This is a genomic window from Campylobacter sp. CFSAN093233 (assembly GCF_011068165.1).
GTDB classification, from domain to species: Bacteria; Campylobacterota; Campylobacteria; order Campylobacterales; family Campylobacteraceae; genus Campylobacter_D; species Campylobacter_D jejuni.
Genome location: NZ_JAAMWY010000006.1, coordinates 111,896 through 128,404 on the forward strand (window position 1 = coordinate 111,896; position 16,509 = coordinate 128,404).

Here is a 16,509-nt window from a genome sequence, read left to right on the forward strand (position 1 = left end):
ATATTTTTTGTTTCATTTTAACCTTAAAAGCATTAAAAAATTATGAGTTTTTAGAATATTTGCTTTATTTTTCTAAATTTAAAAAATGCACCATTTGTCCTAAGGATATGGAGCTATCATTACAAGGGTACTTTAAAGGTATAAAAAAATCAAAATTTTTAGCTTTTAAAATTTCAAGCAAGGTTTTGTTTTGAAAAACCCCTCCGCTTAAAAGCACTTTTAAATCATAATCTTTGCTAAAATCTATGATAAAATTTGCCAAGGCATTAAACATACCTGTAATCGCCTTAGTTTTTTCATCTTGCAAAGCCCCTAGGATTAAATTTTTAAAATTAACCTGCCCTTTTTCTACAAAAAGCTTATAAGAAAAATCAAGATTTTTATCATAAAAAGCTTCACACATTAAGCCAACTTGAGCTTCATAAGAACTTTTTTCTAAGTTAAAAACAATACTTCCAAAAGCATCGATAATGCGTCCTAAAGAACTTGTTTGTAAGTTAGAATGAGAATAAATTTTTTTAAGATTTTTAAGTTTAATTTTTGGAATTTTTGCTAAAAAATCCTTAGCCTTATCTTCTAAATCATAATGAAAAATAAGACTTAAGGCTAAATTTTGTATATTTTTAATATCACTATTTATAAGAGTGAAATTTTCAAAATGTGCAATTCTTTCATATTCTTTTAAATTTCCTACAAAAACTTCTCCACCCCAAATTTTACCATCTTCGCCATAACCTGTTCCATCACAAATAAAAGCTAAAGCCTTTTCATCTTTTGCAAAATTTTCTTCGTATTCAAAATAAGCCGCACAAAAATGCGCATAATGATGAGAAATTTTAATCCTTTCTTCAAATTCTTTTGCATAGCTAAAATGCGGGTGTTTATCGCACAAAATCGCATCAAATTTCAAATCATAATTTTGTTTAAAAAATTCTAAAAGTTTAAAAAATCTCTCATGCACATCAAGACTTTTCAAATCCCCTATATAAGGAGAAATTAAAAGTTTATTTTCATAAAAAATCACAAATTCATTTTTAAGTTCCGCACCCAAAGCTAAAAAAGTGCCTTTTTTATTAAAATTTCTTTCCAAATAAAAAGGATTTAAACCCCTTGAAGTACGCAAAAACATAGTTTCACCATTTACCACTTGAGCTATGCTGTCATCACTTGCATTGATAATTTCCCTATCATAATCCAAATAAAAATCAAAAACTTTATCAAGTTTTTTACACAAATTAAACTCATCTTTAATAATACTTTCTCCGCTTAAATTTGCACTCGTTGCTACAAGGCTTCCTTTAAAATACTCAAAAAGCAAAAGATGTAAAGGTGTATAAGCTAACATAATACCGATTTTATCAACATCAGGAGCGATTAAAGAAAAGGCTTTTTTTGCCTTTAAAATCACAATAGGAGCTAAAACCCCACCAAGCAAAGCTTCTTCTTTTTCATCTATAAAGGCAAGTTCTTTAGCACTTTGTAAATCTTTACACATCAAAGCAAAAGGTTTTTTAGGGCGATTTTTTCTAAGTCTTAGAGTTTTTAAAGCTTCTTCATTAAACGCATCACACATGAGATGAAAACCACCTATGCCTTTTATGGCTAAAATTTTACCTTCCTTTAAAAACTTCGCACTTTGTATAAAAGCTTCTTGATCTTTGGCTAAAATTTCACCCTTTGGATTTTTAAGAAAAACATTGATTTTACACTTAGGACAACTAATAGGCTGGGCATGAAAACGCCTATTTTTAGGATCTTCGTATTCGCTTTTACAAAACTCACACATCAATAATTCTTGCATGGAAGTATGGGCTCTATCATAAGGAAGACTTTTTATAATACTAAAGCGTGGCCCACAATGTGTGCAAGTGATAAAGGGATACAAAAAGCGTGGATTTTTTTCATCAAAAAATTCTTTTTTACACTCCTTACAAAGCGCAAAATCGCTTAACATAGGCGTGCTTTTTGTATTCTCTAAAGAAGGAGTAATGCTAAAATTTTCATAGTTTGAAATAGAAATTTGCGTGATTATAAGCTGATCTATTCTTGCTAAAGGCGGGAGATGATTTTTTAAATTTTCTATGAAATTTTCACATTCTTTTTGAGTGCAAGCAAGGATGATTTCTACCCCAAAACCATCATTTCTTACTTCTCCAAAAAGCTTTGATTTCAAAGCTAGTTCATAAACTAAGGGGCGAAAACCCACCCCTTGAACTAGACCTGAAATTTTGATCTTATATCCTAAGTGGCACATCGCTTAACTGACAATTTTTAAGATGTTTTAAAGTATTTTTAAGTAAAGATTTATGTTCAAACAAAGAGCCGCTTATAAGCGCTAAGTCGCTTTGCTTTTTCTCTCTTAATTCATCATAAGTATCACGCAAGAAATAAGCCAAACTCTCAACCGCTCCATAAGCGATATTAGCACTATCCACACCTGCTAACATAAAACTCATAGCAGATCTTAAAGTTCTTGTATAATCAAAACTTTTATCTTCTTTCAAACGATAATCAATCTTTACTCCACGAGGCATTTTTGACTCATCAGCGATTTTTAAAAGCTCGCTAACACTCTCTTGTAAATTTTTACCCAAATTTAGCACTCTTCCTACTAAGCCAAACAAGGAATAAAAATTGTTTTGAAGCTCAAAATTTTCATCTAAAAGAGGAAATTCCTTGCTAAAATTTTCTAAAAGCCTTGCACCAATTTCATCTTTTTTGATCTCTTCATAAAGCTCTTTGCTGTGTTTTGGTAAGCAAAGTTTAAGCAAATTAAGCTCTTTGTTGATAAGCAAAATATCTTCATCATCTTTACTTAGCTCTAAAATAAAAGCCTTTTCTTTATAACGGCTTACAAGATAAGAAATTCTTGCCATATTTTTATCTTCTTTAGAAAAAATAAGCTCTCTTGCCTTAGCATTGATAAATTCAAAGCCTTCCAAAACCACCACTTGCTCATCTAAAGCACTGATATAAAAATCTTTTTGATATTCTTCTATCTTTTTTACGCTTAAAAATTTATATTCATTTTCAAAAAGTTTTAAACCTAAAGCAAAACAAAACAAATCCCTAGCAAGTCTGATTTTAAAATCATTAAAATCAAGATTGTGATTTTTTCTAAATATGGCATTAAGCCTTAGCTTCATCAAAGGTTTTTCCAAACTTGCAAGAAGTTTTAAATTTTCATTTGAACAAACAAAAACTGAATTTATAGCTTTAATATCACAAGGAAGTAAAAAATCTCCTATAAATTCGTTCTTAAACAAAGAAAATTCATAAATGCCATTTTTATCTTTCAAATAAATCTTTTTTTCTTGACTTAACAAATCAAAAGCAAGATTTAAAAAAGTATTGAAATTTTCTTCATTGATTTTTTCAAATTCTGATAAATTGCTTGAAAATTCACACTCACAAAACACACCCCATTCATTTTTGTTTAAAAGTTTTTTTTCTTGATAAGCATTAGAATTTAAATAAGTAATATAAGAAAATTTCGAAAATTCTTTATCTTCTGGTATACAAGGGCTAAAACCCTGCCCCGCTTTTACATCAAATTTTTTCAAAAAAACGCTATGACTCATGAAATTCAAAGAATCACAAAAAGTCTTTAAATTTTCTTCATCTGCATCGATAGAAAAATGATAAGTATTTTCTTCTTTACTAAGGGTGTAGTTATAATTTTTCGCATAAAAACGCAATAAATATTCAAAAATATCATTATCCGCATTATAAATAAAATCAAAATCCAAAGTCATATTATGCCTTTTTTGAAAAATAAACTATAAATATAACATTTTTAACTTAAAAATTCTTTCTCTCTTTGCCTAAAATCACTCATAAAATACTCAATAAAATCGTAAAATTCTTTGCTATGATTGGGGAATTTTAAGTGGCATATTTCATGCAAAATCACATATTCAATAGCCTTTAAACTCTTTTGAATGAGTTTTAAATTTAAATTAACATAAGCTTTATTGTGATTACATGAACCCCAACGCGTTTTCATATTTTTAATGCTTAAATGCGTGTAAAATAAACCTGTTTTTTGACTCCATTTTTTAAGATAAAAAGTAAAAATCTTTTTAGCATTTTGTCTTAAAAATAAATCTAATTTTGCTTTATTTTGACAAATTATTTTATCTTTATCAAAATAAATTTTTTTGGCATTTTCATCAAAAATAATTTTATATTTTTTAGCTAAAAAGATTAACTCATCATCTTTTAAGGCTTTTTTTTCAAATCTTTTTTTTGCCTCATTCATCCAAGAACTTGATTTATCTAAAAACTCATAAACGTTTTTAAAGGTGCAAAAATAAGGAATACTAAGAACAAATTCACCCCTTTCATTGAGCCTTAATCTTAAAGTTTTTATGCGTTTTTTAGAATAAAAATAGCACTCATCTTTATAAATAAATGATTTTAAACTAGAGCTTTGCCTTGCCATTTTTTGCTTTTCCATCTGTATGAATTTACCATTCCACGTAAAAATTCATCCGCACAAAATCCTATCCAAACCCCTAAAATTCCAAGATTAAAATGAAAACAAAGCACATAACCCACAGGTAAAGATACTCCCATCATAAAAACAAGTCCGCTAAAAAATGGAAACTTAGCATCGCCACTTGCACGCAAAGAATTGACCATGACTATATTAAAAGTGCGTGAAATTTCAAGAAAGATTGAAAGGGCAAATAAAGGTATCATTAAATTTTTTAGCTCTTCTTTAAGTCCTAAAATTTGCATAGTAAAATCTTGACAAAGATAGTTTAAAAGTGCCACTAAAGCACTCGCTATTACACTAAAATATAAAGCACGCCAAGTATGTTTATAAGCGATATTTTCATATCTAGCACCGATTAATTTACCTACTATAATTTCATTAGCTATGCTTATAGCTTGTCCTATAAGCATAATAAGCATTGAAATTTGAAAATAAATCGTTTGCACACTCAAACTCGCCTCACCTAAGCTTGCTACAAAAGCAAAAGCTATAGTATATTGAACTATCCACAAAAGATTTTCCCCTGCTGAAAATCCTCCTATATTTAAAACCTTTTTTAAAACTTCTTTTTCAAGTTTTATCATTTCTTTGATTTTAAGATGAATTTTAAGTTTATAAAAAAGTATCGCAAACAAAGCAACTATAGCAACAATGCGAGCAAAAATATTACTAAGCCCTATTCCAAAAAGTTCTGATTTTGTATAATGCAAAACATAATAATTTCCACAAATCACCACTATATCCATCAAAAAACCTATAAACATGACCCAATAAGCCATATTATAAACCCTTACAATAGCAGCTAAAACAATACCTATGGCATCAAAAAACAAACAAATTGCAAGCATATGTAAGTAAATTTCACTATCTTTGAGCAATTCTTGTGGAATTTTTAAAAGATAAAGCAAATACTCCCCATGCCATAAAATAAGCACACCGCATACAAAGCCTAAAAGTGCATTTAAGAACAAACTTTGATGAATCACTTTTCTTGCTAAAACATGATCTTTTGCACCAATTGCTTGTGCGATCAGCACACTACAACCCACACTTAAAAATGAAAAAATAGTGATAAAAAGATCTAAAATTTGATTTCCAGCGCCCATAGCACCAACAAGAAAATTAGAATAATGCGACACCATAGCGGTATTGATAATCACAGTTAAATACTTAGAAAGCAAATCCCAAAATATAGGAAAACTAAGTCTTGTTAAGGAGAGTTGTTTTTTTGCCATGATATTATCTTATCTCTTTTTTTAAATATTTCTTTTAAAAAACAATTCTACTTAAAAATTACTTTTTTAAATATAAATATTTAATATACTCAATTTGTTATATTTAAAATAATTTGATGATTTTCTTCTTTGAAAGTATACACTAGCTCATCACATTTATATGAGACTTCCTTCTTGCAAATTTTATCTTGCAAAGGTTCTTTTAATATTTGCAATAAATGTTTTTTAAAAAATAATTTTGTGCTCAATCCCATTCCATGATTTAAATTTTTAATAAACTTATTATCAACTTGTGAAATAGCAAAAAATTCTACTTTAAAATTTAATTCTTTTAAAATATGTACAAAATTTTCCTTATTTTTAAAAGGAGATCTTTCATCAAAAATACTATGATATACAATATATTTTGGATTTGGGTATAAGCTTTGTATTATTAGATGTTCTTTGTTTAATGGTTCTCTTATGATTTTTCTAGCATTTGAAAAATAATTTTTTGAAAATTTATTATTATTCCAATAAGTTTTATCACTTAAATATAAAAATATATTTTTAAATAAAGTATCATCATATGTTCCATGATATCTAGTAAAATCGATTTCTTTTCCAAAACCTATAAGTCTAAAAATATTTCCAAACAAATTAACAAAAGAAGAATTATCTAATATAAAATCAATACTCCAAGGAGCTATTTTTGCACATAAATTTGCTAAATATCCGCCATATGAATTTCCAAACAAAATCGTTCTAATACCCCCCCCCTCATTAGTTTAAATGGAGAATTTTCTTTTATATAAAAAATAGCATTTAAAATATCCATAGCTTGCATTATACCAAAATTTTGATATTCATTTTTAGATGGTAAAAAGCTTACATGCGTTCTTAATTTATAGTTTTGATTTAGTTTTTGATTTAATTTTAATTTTTGAATTTCTTGATCTATTCTTATAAAAGCATTATTTAGATTTTCATAAGAATTTATATCAAAAACATTTATATGGTTTAAATTGATAGTTTTTAAGCTAGTATCCAAAATAATTTTATCTATATCATCTAAATAAAAACTAGAACCCAAATGAGGTCTATTTCCTATGCAATGATAGTTAATATTAATAATAGCAACATTATAATTTCTAGCCAAGTAATCATCGACATAAATATAGTTATTCATATCTTCAGCACCACCTGGAATAATACAAACAATAGCTTCTATTTCTTTACTATCATCATAAGTCAATCTAAATTCTAATTTACTTCCCCTTTTGATATTTAATTCTACATCATCACAAGAATCTATAGAATAAATTTGGTTTATAATCATATTAAACCTTTTTTTGGAAATTTTTAATTAATTATATCATCAAATTTCCAAAAAATAAATCTCACCCAAAAGCACCGCTTAAGTAAGCCTTGGTTTTTTCTTGTTTTGGATTTTCAAAAAATTCCTTGCTTTCTCCAAATTCTATAAGCTCACCTAGGTGAAAAAATGCCGTATAATCAGCTACGCGTTTGCCTTGTTGCATATTATGCGTAACCATGATCATAGAAAGATTATGGCTTAATTCTTTCAAAAGCTCTTCAATCACGCCTGAACTAATAGGATCAAGTGCAGAAGTTGGCTCATCTAAAAGCAAAAGTTTAGGTTTGATCGCTAAAGCTCTTGCGATACAAAGACGTTGTTGTTGTCCGCCTGAAAGAGCTAGGGCATTTTGCTTTAATTTATCTTTAACCTCTTCAAAAAGCCCCACTTTTTGCAAGCAATCCACCACCAAAGCTTCTTCTTCATCTTTGTTTTTAATCATACCATGAAGTTTTGGTGCATAAGAGATGTTTTCATAAATGCTTTTTACAAAAACATTAGGTTGTTGAAAAACCATGCCTACATTTTTACGCAAGGCTACTACATCTTGATTTTTTACATCTTTTCCTTCAATTTCTACCAAACCATCGATTTTTGCGATTTTATCATTCATTCTGTTAAAACAGCGCAAAAAGGTAGATTTTCCACATCCTGAAGCACCGATGAGTGCAGTGATTTTATTTTGCTCGATTTGCATATTGATATCAAATAAAGCTTGTTTTTTTCCATAAAATAAATTTAAATTTGTTGTTTTTGCTATCACTTTAATTTTCCTTGAAAATATTTTCTTAATAATATTGCACTAAGATTTAACATAACTAAAAGTCCTAAAAGCACAATAATACCCGCTGCTGTTCTTTCTAAAAATGCACGCTCTGGCATAGCCGACCATGAGTAAATTTGAGCAGGTAAAACGCTAGTTGGATCAAAAATCGAACTAGCTACATCAGGGATAAATGCTATCATACCGATAATCATCAAAGGTGCAGTCTCGCCTATAGCCCCTGCTAAAGTCAAAATAGAACCTGTTAAAATCATAGGCATAGCTAAAGGTAGCATAATGCCTTTTACCATTTGAACCTTTGTCATACCTAAGGCATAAGCAGCATTTTTCATATTGATATCCACACTTTTTAAAGCTGCCTTAGTTGAAACAATGATAATAGGCAAACTCATGATCGCCAAAGTAAGCCCACCCACTAAAGCACTTGAACGAGGCATTCCAAAAAGATTGATAAACACTCCAAGTCCTAAAAGTCCAAACAAGATACTAGGAATACTTGCAAGGTTGTTAATACACACTTCTATAAAATGCGTAAGGATATTTTGTGGTGCAAATTCTTCTAAGTAAATTGCCGCTGCAACGCCTATAGGAACACTCACAACCATACAAACAAGCATAACAAGCAAAGTCCCTACAACTGAAGATAAAATTCCTGAATTTTCAGGAGATTTTGAGTCTCCATTTAAAAAGAAATTGCTATTAAATTTAAGCTCTATCTCGCCTTTTTGCATAAGATCATCGACTAAAGTTCTTTGTTTTTCACTAAGGCGATTATATTTTTGCTTCATATATTGATCTACTTCTGAATTTGCCAAAAGCCAAGATTTTTCAGTGATTTGCCCTGTTCTTATCTTTCTTTGCTCAGCACGAGATAAAAGATCATAAGCAGGAGAATTTCTATTAGCCTCTACAAAAATATAGGTTTGCTTAAAAGCAGGAAATCCAAGATAAGCCACACTTCCTAAAAAGATACAAAGAAAAATTAAATTAATATAAAGCCCCATTTTACAAAGTCTTTTAAAAGACTTTGAAGCTTTTTGTCTTTTTTTAAAAAGTTTTTTCATAAATTTTTCCTTTTGTGAAAGCGATTGATAAGATAAACGCTAAACATATTGATGATTAAAGTGATGACAAAAAGCACCAAACCTAAAGAAAAAGCACTTAAAGCCAAAGAACTATCAAAAGCTTGATCTCCACTTAAAGCTTCTACGATTTTTACCGTTACCGTTGTCATATCTTCTAAAAAATTTAAAGTTAAATTTGGACGCAAAGAAGCTGCCATCACCACTATCATAGTTTCGCCTAAGGCTCTTGAAAGTCCTAAAAGACAAGCTGCAACTATACCAGGAATAGCCTCAGGTAAAATCACGGCAAAAACCACTTCTTTTTTTGTCATACCTAAAGCATAAGCGCCATTAATCCTTTTCTCGCTTACTGCTTCAATGCAATCTTGAGATAAAGAAGCCACTATAGGTACTATCATGATCCCCATGATAAAACCTGCACCTAAAGCACTTTGAAAGCTTGCTTGTATGCCAAATAAAGAAAAAAACCACACTATAAAAGGCGCTACAACTATAGCCGCAAAAAATCCAAAAACAACAGTAGGAATCCCTGCAATGATTTCTAAAATAGGTTTTAAGTAATTTTTAGATTTTTTGCCAGCAAAAACACCTAAATATATAGCACACATAACCCCTAAAGGTAAAGCCGTTAGCATAGCAATCAATGAAATATAAAAAGTTCCCCAAAAAAGCGATAGCGCCCCAAAAACACCTTGTTTACTCGTGCCATCTGCATTCATAAAAGCTGCATCAGCTGCCCACTGACTTGAGAATAAAAAGGTAACAACGCTTTCTTTTTGAAAGAATTTTAAAGCTTCAATTAAAATTGTAAGCATGATAGCAAAACTTACTATCACGCTTACAAAAGCACATAAAAAAAGTGCAAATTTGATTATTTTTTCTTTTAACAAAGTTTTTCCTTAAAAAACTTTTCCAGCTTTTACAAGCTCATCATTTAAAATTTTTCTATCTTCTACGTGTTTTTGAGAAGCTTTTAATTTATCATCACTCAAAGGAACAAGTCCTATTTTTTCAAGCTCTCCACCACTTTTTGCCAAATCATCACTCATATAAATTTTTGCAAAATCAAAGGCTTCTTTAGGATTTTTCTTTGCATTGATATAGATAAATAAACTTCTTGCAAGATCGTATTTTCCATCAGCAATATTTTTTTCATCTGCTTTTACACCATCAATATCTGCTGCATTGATTTTATCCACATTGCTTACTAAAAATCCATAACCAAAAAGCCCAAAAGCATCTTTATCGATAGTAAGTTTTGAAACGATTAGATTATCATTTTCACCACTTGGAATATAAGCTCCATCTTGGCGTATGGTTTTATACTCGCCTTTGTATTCAGGAATTTTTTTAGAAATATCACTCATTACAAGTTCTTCTACAGTATCTCTTGTGCCTGAGCTTGATGGAGGACCATAAACGCTGATTTTACGATTAGGTAAATTTTTATTGATTTGATTCCAGTTTGTATAAGGATTTGGTATAAGTTTTCCATTTTGTGGAATTTCTTTTGCTAATGCTAAGAAAAGTTCTTTTTTAGTGATATTTAAAGGTGCGTTGGCTTTATTTTGCGCTAAAACTATACCATCATAACCTACCATAATCCCTACTATATCAGTAACTCCCGCTTTTTTGCAAGTTTCAAATTCGCTAAATTTCATCGCTCTTGAAGCATTAGAAATGTCAGTTATGCCCTCGCAAAATACTTTAAATCCACCCCCTGTTCCTAAACTCTCTACAATAGGAGTTTTTGTATTGTGAATCGCTGCATACTCTTCAGCTACAAAAGAAGTAAAAGGATACACAGTCGATGAACCTGCGATTTTTAAATCTGCTGCATTTAAAGCACCACAAAGTGCAAGACTTGCCACACTTAAAGATAGAATTTTTTTCATTTTTTCTCCTTAACTTTAAAAAAGCAATGGAAGTTTAAAAAAACTTGGAAACATTTTGGAAACATTTTTTATTTTGTATTTTTCTTAAATATAATTTTTAACTATCAAAAAATTTAGCTTGTTTTTAAAAAAATAATATATCATTATAAAACATTTTAAATTTTAATAAGGAGATAAGAATGCTTTCTAAAGAAGTTGTAAAATTACTCAATGAACAAATAAACAAAGAAATGTATGCAGCAAACTTATATCTTAGTATGAGTTCTTGGTGCTATGAAAACAGTCTTGATGGAGCTGGAGCCTTCTTGTTTGCACATGCAAGCGAAGAAAGCGATCATGCTAAAAAGCTTATCACTTATCTTAATGAAACAGATTCTCATGTAGAGCTTCAAGAAGTAAAACAGCCTGAACAAAATTTCAAATCTTTACTTGATGTTTTTGAAAAAACCTATGAACATGAGCAATTTATCACAAAATCAATCAATACTTTAGTTGAACACATGCTAACACATAAAGACTATTCTACTTTTAATTTCTTACAGTGGTATGTAAGCGAACAACACGAAGAAGAAGCACTTTTCCGCGGTATAGTTGACAAGATTAAGTTAATCGGAGAACACGGAAATGGACTTTATTTAGCTGATCAATACATCAAAAATATTGCATTAAGCAGAAAAAAATAATCTTTGCCCTACTATGGGCAAATCTCGCTTTGGATTGAAGGTATGACTTATTTTTCTCTAGAATTTAGTATTTTAATGATAGCTTTTTTTGCTATTTATTGGACTTTTAAAAATGATTACAAAATACAAAATATTTTAATTTTAATTTTCTCTTATATTATTTATATTTTAATCAATCCTTATTTCGCCTTGGTTTTATTTATATATACCTTTTTTATACACTATTTTGCCTTGCTAATTTTTGTGCGTCGCAAGCGTTATATTTTCGCTACTTGCATGGCTTTTATTATTTTAAATTTATGTTTTTTTAAATACTTTCCTAGCATCAAAGGAAGTGTTGATGAGATATTAAATTTTTTCGGTTTAGAATTTTTAAATATTGATTTAGTATTACCAATAGGAATTAGTTTTTATACCTTTACTTCTATCACCTATCTTGTAGAAGTTTATCAAAAACGCCGTTTAGAAAGTTTTTTAAATTTAGCAACCTTCTTATCATTTTTTCCAACATTACTTTCAGGGCCTATTATGCGAAGTTCTTTTTTCTTTGAGCAGGCCTATCAAAAACGCGAATTTAAACATGCAAATTTAATCATCATCTTGCTTGTTTTTGGTATAGTTAAAAAAGTTTTAATAGCCAATTACCTTGGAATTTATGCTAAAAGTATTTTAGACTTTCCACAATCTTATAATTTCATACAACTTTTAAGTGCAATTTACGCCTATGCAATTCAAATATACTGTGATTTTAGCGGATATGTTGATTTAGTTTGTGCTTTTGCTTTAATGTTAGGTTTTACCCTTCCGCCTAACTTTAACATGCCTTATCTTGCAAAAAACCTAAAAGATTTTTGGGCTAGATGGCATATCAGTCTTTCAACTTTTATAAGAGATTATATCTATATACCTTTAGGGGGCAATAGAAAAGGAATACCACGCACTGTAGCTAATATACTCATCGCTTTTATACTTTCAGGTATGTGGCATGGCAATACACTTGCTTTTATTGTTTGGGGTTTGTTGCATGGTATTGGCATAGTTTTTATACATTTGCTAACTTTAAGCAAATTTAGTTTACAAAAAATTCCAGCTTTAGGAAGATTTTTAACCTTTCAATTTGTATGTTTTACTTGGATTTTCTTTTATTATAGCAAAAATCTAGAAGATGCAATAGAATATTTTAAAGCTTGTTATTATAATTTCTTCCAAATTCCATCTTATAACGATATCTATATGTTGGTTGCTTTTGGGGTTCTTTTTATGATCTATCCTTTATTTATTAATTTTAAAGAATATTGCATTAAGATTTTAAATCTTACTCCATTTTTGCTAAAACCTTTTATTATAGCTTTTATTTTACTTTTGGTTTTTGCTTTTATGCCAGATGGAATTCCTGATTTTATTTATTCGAGTTTTTAGATGAGTGTAGTTAGATTTTTCTTTATTTTGATTATAGTGCTTGGCTTGGTTGTTGTAGTTATGAATCAGAGTATTAGCTCTTATATAGAACAAAAATATCACTTTGCATTCTATCCTCATAATGATCTTTTAAAAGAAGCCAATGGCTTCAAAATTAAATTAGAACAAATTCGTGCAATTTTAAGCAACGAACCCTTGCCTCAAACTAATGAAGAAACTACAAATCAAGAAAATAAATCAATAGATGAAAACTTAAGTAAAATAGATAAAGTTCTAAACACTTTAGAAAATGATGAAAACACTTCTCATAAAGAAACAAATCCAACCTTAATCCAAGATGCAAATATTAGTTTTATCGACAATACCAAATTAGAACTACAAAATGGAGATGAGTTTTTATTTATCGGAGATTCTTTAATGCAAGGTGTTGCAATAGCCTTAAATAGAGATTTAAGAAATTTAAATCTTAAGGTAACCGATCTTAGCAAACAAAATACAGGCCTTTCTTATAAATCCTATTTTGATTGGTCAAAAGCAACCAATGAAGCTTTTGTTAAAAACTCAAATATTAAATATCTTGTTGTTCTTCTTGGTGCTAATGATCCTTGGGATATTAAAAAAGGAGGAAGTTATCATCGTTTTGGCTCCCCTTCTTGGATAGATATTTACACAAGTCGTGTAGATGAAATCATTAAGATCGCTAAAAAACATAAAGCCAAAGTTTTTTGGTTTGAAATCCCTCCTGTAAAAAGAGAGGAACTAAACAAAAAAATACAAATACTTAACAAAATTTACAGCGATGAAATTCTTAAAAATAAAGAAATTTTTATCAACACTAAGCTATTTTTTAGCGTCAATGATCAATACTCAGCTTATATAAAAGATGAAAACAATAGAAGTATAAAAGTAAGAACAGATGATGGGGTTCATTTTACTCCAAGTGGCGCAAGAGAAATGTCTAAACTTTTATTAGAACACATAAAACTTAAGGAAGAAAATGCTAGTAAATAAATTTAAAATTATCTTATTGTTTTTTATTATTTTTACTAGCTCTTATGCACAAAATTTAAATACAAATGACACAATAGATTCCATACTCAATCAAAACAAAAATCACTCTGCTTTAACAAGTTATGTATTAAAAAAAGATCTTAAAAATCTAGAAAAAAAATTAGAAAAAAATCAAAACATAGGAATTAGAATTTATGGAGATTCTCATATGGCGGCTGATTTCTTTCCGCGTGTCATAAGAGGATATTTAATCCGTTCTAACTCTATAGGTTTTGCCTATCCTTTACAGCCTAAATATCAACAAAATCTTAATCTTGTTTATTCTTATAAAAACTTTGAAATTTTAAACTCAAGAAATCCTGCTAATGCTGGACATAATTTTCCACTAGGTGGGATAATAGCCAAAGCAAAAACTAAAGGCGCAAAAATCAACCTTGATACAACCCTAGATAAAAAAAAATTCAAAATAGGATTTTTATTTAAGGCCAAGCAAAATACCAATGCTTTTAGCATCAAAGATGCAAAAAATCGAAGCTATGAGTTAAGAACTACACAAATTAACAAATGGTCTTATAAAGAACTAGAACTTGATCTTCCTTTGCAAATTTCAGCCTTACAAAAGGATGCTGAACTAGGAGGATATTTCATCACAAATAAAAATAATAATGTTTTCTTAGATACCATTGCAATCAATGGTGCCAAAAGTGATTTATGGCTCTCTTGGAATCAAGAAGTTGTAAAAAAAGAACTAGAACTTTTACACAATGATTTAATTATTCTTGCCTATGGTTCTAATGATGCACTCTTTAAAGGGTTTGAAAAACAAAAATTTAAAAACAATTTAAAAAAATGGATTAGTATTTTAAAAACTTACAATAAAAACGCTGTTATCATGCTAATCTCTCCACCAACTGTAGTTCAAAAACAAGGTAAAAACTACAAGCTTGCTCCTGATTTTTTTACCATACGCAAAGCATTATATGAAGTTGCTAAAGAAGAAAAAACTCTTATTTTTGATATGCATCAGTTTATGCAAGATAGTGGAGGAAAAAACAAATGGATAGAACAAAAGCTTTCGCTCAATGATGTACATCTTACTATAAAAGGCTATGAGCTAATGGCTAAAAAGTTACTCGAGGATTTAAAAAATATCATCGATTATTAAATTTAATACTTAGGAAATTCTAAGTTTTTATCATTAAAACTTAAAGCTGTGATTTGATAGTAAGAATTAATGGTTTTTAAAAGATTAAATCTAGCTCTTAAAAATTCTTGCTGGGTAGAATTTAAAGTATTGTTTGCATCCAAATAATCTTTTAATTCGCTTTTTCCTAAAATATATTTTTCATAATACGCCTTAGTGATAAGCTCTTGTTTAATGTTAATATTTTGCAAATTTTGCAAGAGCAAGGTATCGCTTTGATAATCTTTATAATTCAATGCAAATTCATTCATCGCGCTTTGCAAGGCTTGCTCATAAGAAATTAAAAGTTGCTCATAGGTAAATTGTGAAATTTTGATATTTTGCTTTACCCTACCATAATCTAAGAAAGGTAAAGAAATCTTAACATTACCACTTAAAATTTCAAATTTAAAACTATCATCAATTTTTTTATCACTCCCACTTAATGCTCCACCTAAAGAAATACTAGGCAAAATAGATTTTTGCATAGAAGAATAATCCTCAAAGGCTGATTTTAAGCTATTGAGTTTAGATCTCACATCTGCACGGTACGCTAAAGCTCTTAAAGGTATATTAAAATCAGGACTTAAGGTTTTAAAATCATTTAAAGATAAAGTTTTAAAATACTCTATATAAGCAAAACCTTCTTGCTTTGCCAATAAATCTTGTAAATTTTTTATGAGTAAATTACGATTTTGATCATTGCCTAATAAATTTTGTTTAGCTCTTAATAAGCTTTGTTCTATGTTTAAAAGATCTAATTCTTCTATTTTTCCAAGCTTGTATTTATAATTATAAAGCCCTTTCATTTGTTCTAAATTTGAAAGATAAGCTCGAAGCAATTTATCTACATCGTTAAAATAAGCCAGCTCAAACACATCATTTAAAGCTGTATTGATCATACTTATTTTTAAATTTTCAAGATCATAAGCACTTGCTTTTGCACTAAATTCACTCGCACTTGCACTATCTCTTAATTTGCCATAAATATCAAGCTCATAGCTTAAATTTAAAGAATTATTGAAATTTTTACTTTGTTTGCCTGAATTTAAATCTTTATCTCCACCAAAACCCAAATTTCCACTTAAAGTCGGATATAAATCATAATCAATCAAATCAGCTCTAGCCAAAGCCGAAAGCAAAGTTTTTCTAGCAATATTAATATCACTATTATTCAATAAAACAAAATTTAGAAATTCATTTAATTTTGCATTATCATAAGATCTATACCAATCATAAGTAAGATTTAAATCTTTCATTTGTTCTTGAGTTAAATCAACTTCTTTAGGCAAGCTAAGTTTTACACCACAAGCGCTCAAGAAAAATGCTAAAAAAATGCTAAGTATTATTTTCATT

15 protein-coding genes are annotated in these 16,509 nt (G+C 29.1%); 4 read left to right on the forward strand and 11 right to left on the reverse strand.

Annotation, left to right across the window (positions count from 1 at the left end; genetic code table 11):
* Nucleotides 1–64: 64 nt before the first annotated feature.
* From hypF to FBF15_RS05075, 10 genes are all read right to left on the reverse strand, one after another.
* Nucleotides 65–2,254 carry a carbamoyltransferase HypF gene (gene hypF, locus FBF15_RS05030; protein WP_165432930.1) on the reverse strand — a complete coding sequence of 730 codons (2,190 nt, stop codon included), beginning with the start codon at nucleotides 2,252–2,254 and terminating at the stop codon, nucleotides 65–67.
* Complete coding sequence (locus FBF15_RS05035) at nucleotides 2,235–3,755, reverse strand: hypothetical protein (protein WP_002898531.1); 1,521 nt, start codon at nucleotides 3,753–3,755, stop codon at nucleotides 2,235–2,237. Before FBF15_RS05035 ends, hypF begins: the two co-directional genes overlap by 20 nt.
* Nucleotides 3,756–3,796: 41 nt before the next feature.
* Nucleotides 3,797–4,444: a M48 family metallopeptidase gene (locus FBF15_RS05040; RefSeq protein ID WP_165434607.1), complete on the reverse strand. Its 648-nt coding sequence runs from the start codon at nucleotides 4,442–4,444 to the stop codon at nucleotides 3,797–3,799.
* On the reverse strand, nucleotides 4,420–5,736 hold the full coding sequence (locus FBF15_RS05045; protein ID WP_038401152.1) for an MATE family efflux transporter: 1,317 nt from the start codon (nucleotides 5,734–5,736) through the stop codon (nucleotides 4,420–4,422). The genes FBF15_RS05040 and FBF15_RS05045 overlap by 25 nt, the downstream gene beginning before the upstream one ends.
* Nucleotides 5,737–5,825: 89 nt before the next feature.
* On the reverse strand, nucleotides 5,826–6,473 hold the full coding sequence (locus FBF15_RS09885) for a DUF2920 family protein (protein WP_002870228.1): 648 nt from the start codon (nucleotides 6,471–6,473) through the stop codon (nucleotides 5,826–5,828).
* Nucleotides 6,443–7,054, reverse strand: a complete 612-nt coding sequence (locus tag FBF15_RS09890; protein WP_014517200.1) for a DUF2920 family protein — start codon at nucleotides 7,052–7,054, stop codon at nucleotides 6,443–6,445. The genes FBF15_RS09885 and FBF15_RS09890 overlap by 31 nt, the downstream gene beginning before the upstream one ends.
* Nucleotides 7,055–7,115: 61 nt before the next feature.
* Nucleotides 7,116–7,856 (reverse strand): phosphate ABC transporter ATP-binding protein PstB, encoded by a 741-nt coding sequence (gene pstB / locus FBF15_RS05060; RefSeq protein WP_002776307.1) that lies wholly within the window; start codon nucleotides 7,854–7,856, stop codon nucleotides 7,116–7,118.
* The gene (gene pstA, locus FBF15_RS05065; protein ID WP_002790067.1) at nucleotides 7,853–8,941 is read right to left on the reverse strand and encodes a phosphate ABC transporter permease PstA; all 1,089 of its coding nucleotides are present in this window, start codon (nucleotides 8,939–8,941) and stop codon (nucleotides 7,853–7,855) included. Before pstA ends, pstB begins: the two co-directional genes overlap by 4 nt.
* Complete coding sequence (gene pstC / locus FBF15_RS05070) at nucleotides 8,938–9,852, reverse strand: phosphate ABC transporter permease subunit PstC (RefSeq protein ID WP_002776292.1); 915 nt, start codon at nucleotides 9,850–9,852, stop codon at nucleotides 8,938–8,940. The genes pstA and pstC overlap by 4 nt, the downstream gene beginning before the upstream one ends.
* 9 nt (nucleotides 9,853–9,861) lie before the next feature.
* Nucleotides 9,862–10,857 (reverse strand): substrate-binding domain-containing protein, encoded by a 996-nt coding sequence (locus FBF15_RS05075; RefSeq protein WP_052800569.1) that lies wholly within the window; start codon nucleotides 10,855–10,857, stop codon nucleotides 9,862–9,864.
* Between the two features lie 179 nt (nucleotides 10,858–11,036).
* Between FBF15_RS05075 and ctf the strand changes: the two genes are divergently transcribed.
* Genes ctf through FBF15_RS05095 form a run of 4 tightly spaced genes read left to right on the forward strand, consistent with a single transcriptional unit; the run spans nucleotide 11,037 to nucleotide 15,135 of the window.
* Complete coding sequence (ctf, locus tag FBF15_RS05080; protein ID WP_002852256.1) at nucleotides 11,037–11,540, forward strand: non-heme ferritin; 504 nt, start codon at nucleotides 11,037–11,039, stop codon at nucleotides 11,538–11,540.
* 42 nt (nucleotides 11,541–11,582) lie between these two features.
* Nucleotides 11,583–12,959 (forward strand): MBOAT family protein, encoded by a 1,377-nt coding sequence (locus FBF15_RS05085; RefSeq protein ID WP_002868907.1) that lies wholly within the window; start codon nucleotides 11,583–11,585, stop codon nucleotides 12,957–12,959.
* Nucleotides 12,960–13,970, forward strand: a complete 1,011-nt coding sequence (locus FBF15_RS05090) for a DUF459 domain-containing protein (RefSeq protein ID WP_002908275.1) — start codon at nucleotides 12,960–12,962, stop codon at nucleotides 13,968–13,970.
* Entirely contained in the window at nucleotides 13,957–15,135 is a 1,179-nt protein-coding gene (locus FBF15_RS05095; RefSeq protein WP_038816612.1) for an SGNH/GDSL hydrolase family protein, read from the forward strand. The genes FBF15_RS05090 and FBF15_RS05095 overlap by 14 nt, the downstream gene beginning before the upstream one ends.
* Before the next feature lie 2 nt (nucleotides 15,136–15,137).
* On the opposite strand, the gene FBF15_RS05100 is transcribed toward FBF15_RS05095, so the two are convergent.
* A complete protein-coding gene (locus FBF15_RS05100) occupies nucleotides 15,138–16,508 on the reverse strand; it encodes a TolC family protein (RefSeq protein ID WP_165434590.1) in 1,371 nt (456 codons plus the stop codon).
* Between the last annotated feature and the right edge of the window lies 1 nt (nucleotide 16,509).

What these genes read in the sequence shown, in the direction of transcription:
- FBF15_RS05040 (WP_165434607.1), bottom strand. Translation starts at nt 4,444, where the DNA reads ATGGCAAGGCAAAGCTCTAGTTTAAAATCATTTATTTATAAAGATGAG.
- FBF15_RS09890 (WP_014517200.1), bottom strand. Translation starts at nt 7,054, where the DNA reads ATGATTATAAACCAAATTTATTCTATAGATTCTTGTGATGATGTAGAA.
- hypF (WP_165432930.1), bottom strand. Translation starts at nt 2,254, where the DNA reads ATGTGCCACTTAGGATATAAGATCAAAATTTCAGGTCTAGTTCAAGGG.
- pstA (WP_002790067.1), bottom strand. Translation starts at nt 8,941, where the DNA reads ATGAAAAAACTTTTTAAAAAAAGACAAAAAGCTTCAAAGTCTTTTAAA.
- FBF15_RS05090 (WP_002908275.1), top strand. Translation starts at nt 12,960, where the DNA reads ATGAGTGTAGTTAGATTTTTCTTTATTTTGATTATAGTGCTTGGCTTG.
- FBF15_RS05100 (WP_165434590.1), bottom strand. Translation starts at nt 16,508, where the DNA reads ATGAAAATAATACTTAGCATTTTTTTAGCATTTTTCTTGAGCGCTTGT.
- FBF15_RS05085 (WP_002868907.1), top strand. Translation starts at nt 11,583, where the DNA reads ATGACTTATTTTTCTCTAGAATTTAGTATTTTAATGATAGCTTTTTTT.
- FBF15_RS05045 (WP_038401152.1), bottom strand. Translation starts at nt 5,736, where the DNA reads ATGGCAAAAAAACAACTCTCCTTAACAAGACTTAGTTTTCCTATATTT.
- FBF15_RS05075 (WP_052800569.1), bottom strand. Translation starts at nt 10,857, where the DNA reads ATGAAAAAAATTCTATCTTTAAGTGTGGCAAGTCTTGCACTTTGTGGT.
- ctf (WP_002852256.1), top strand. Translation starts at nt 11,037, where the DNA reads ATGCTTTCTAAAGAAGTTGTAAAATTACTCAATGAACAAATAAACAAA.
- FBF15_RS05095 (WP_038816612.1), top strand. Translation starts at nt 13,957, where the DNA reads ATGCTAGTAAATAAATTTAAAATTATCTTATTGTTTTTTATTATTTTT.
- FBF15_RS05035 (WP_002898531.1), bottom strand. Translation starts at nt 3,755, where the DNA reads ATGACTTTGGATTTTGATTTTATTTATAATGCGGATAATGATATTTTT.